A 1940-nucleotide genomic window follows, 5' to 3' on the forward strand; every position below is an offset into this window, starting at 1 on the left:
ACACAGCACTCAAGGGGAATTAGTTATTGTTATTTTATTGCGAGTACATTTTTATTATTAGAGAAATAGTTTAGAAAAATAACACATGTTCAGTTTATGCTAAACGCGTTTACTTTATACTAATAGTCTCGCCTTATATTGAACGCGTCATACTATCACTTGTTTAATAAAAAAATGCTGTCGCAGTTTTAAAAAAGTGAGCTTAGGCTTAATAATCTTATTTAGCTATATTATCTGCTGCAATCTTGCAAAAATAATAGTGACATTTACTCAGCATCATTTAATTATAGCAGTCAAACTCGTTTATTATTAACGCCATTTTCAGCCAATAAAAAAGGGGCTAATGCCCCTTCTAACTAAGGTGAATATCTAACCATTAATAGATTAATAGTCAGTGGGTACCTTATCTAATACCGCGACACCTGAATCAATGGCCGCCTGAGATACCGCACTGGCGATATTTTTCAATAAACGAGGGTCCATTGGCTTAGGCAGCACGTACTCTGGGCCAAAGCTTAATGAATTAACATGTGGGTAGGCTGCTAATACTTCTGCGGGAACCGGTTCTTTAGCAATTGCCGCTAACGCTTTAACTGCAGCAATTTTCATTTCATCATTAATGACACTGGCTCGAACGTCTAATGCGCCCCTGAAAATGAAAGGAAAACACAATACGTTATTCACTTGGTTTGGGTAATCACTACGGCCGGTACCCATAATCAAATCTTGACGGATTGAGTGAGCCAACTCAGGTTTAATTTCAGGATCTGGGTTTGAACAAGCAAAAATAACCGGTTTTGGTGCCATTAGCGCAATGTCATCAGCAGTTAATAAATCAGCGCCAGAAAGCCCCAAGAATACGTCGGCATCCTTAATCACATCTTGTAAGGTACGCTTGTCTGTGTTGTTAGCAAACAAGGCTTTGTATTCGTTAATGTCTTCACGGCGAGTATGGATCACGCCTTGTCTGTCGAGCATGTAAACATTTTCACGCTGAGCGCCACACTTAACAATCATGGTCATACAAGCAATGGCCGCAGCACCTGCACCTAAACAAACAAATACTGCGTCTTCAATTTTTTTGCCTTGAATTTCAAGTGCGTTCAACATGCCTGCTGCAGTTACGATAGCCGTACCATGTTGATCATCATGAAACACAGGCACATTACAACGGGCAATAAGCTCTCTTTCAATTTCAAAACACTCAGGCGCTTTGATATCTTCTAAATTAATGCCGCCAAAGGTATCTGCAATCGACTCAACCGTATTAATAAAATCTGCCGTAGTTCTGTGCTTCACTTCAATATCAACTGAATCAATATTGGCGAAACGCTTAAACAGTAATGCCTTACCTTCCATTACAGGTTTTGATGCTAATGGGCCTAAGTTACCTAAGCCTAAAATTGCCGTACCGTTAGAAATCACCGCAACGGTATTACCTTTATTAGTATAACGATATGCGTCATCAGGGTTTGCCGCAATTTCTCTTACCGGCTCTGCCACACCAGGACTGTATGCCAGCGACAGATCATGACTGGTTTGCGCTGGTTTAGTGAGGGTTACAGCAGTTTTACCTGCAACTGGGAATTCATGGTAATCGAGAGCTTGTTGGCGAAAATCTGGCATTGTATTTTCCTGAGTGAGGCAAGTGATACGGCGAAGTAAAAGTAATTCTGCGAAAACGAGGCCAGTTAAAAATAACTTGAGATCAAACTAATCCGTCAGCGATCGCTTTCTGCTGGGATTATAAATCAAAAAATAACAAAAGTTACCTTTAATAATTAGAATTTGGTCAAGTTATATTTTTTAATCAAAAAATTAACCATCACATTAAGAATCAAGGACTTAAAAATGTAGAAAAATAACAAGATTTGCTAATAAAAACCGTAAAATGCTACTTAAACTTGTCAAAAGTTTGTCTAAATAACAATATTATTAAC

1 protein-coding gene is annotated in these 1940 nt (G+C 38.6%); it reads right to left on the minus strand.

What is annotated here, in order from left to right; genetic code table 11:
* Window positions 1–384: 384 nt before the first annotated feature.
* Entirely contained in the window at window positions 385–1626 is a 1242-nt protein-coding gene (locus BCU91_RS05620; protein ID WP_102440015.1) for a malic enzyme-like NAD(P)-binding protein, read from the minus strand.
* Window positions 1627–1940 lie beyond the last annotated feature (314 nt).

The organism is Shewanella sp. 10N.286.52.B9 (assembly GCF_002873635.1).
Classification (GTDB): Bacteria; Pseudomonadota; Gammaproteobacteria; order Enterobacterales; family Shewanellaceae; genus Shewanella.

Excerpts from the sequence above, each read along its gene's own strand:
- BCU91_RS05620 (WP_102440015.1), bottom strand. The coding sequence starts at position 1,626 with ATGCCAGATTTTCGCCAACAAGCTCTCGATTACCATGAATTCCCAGTT.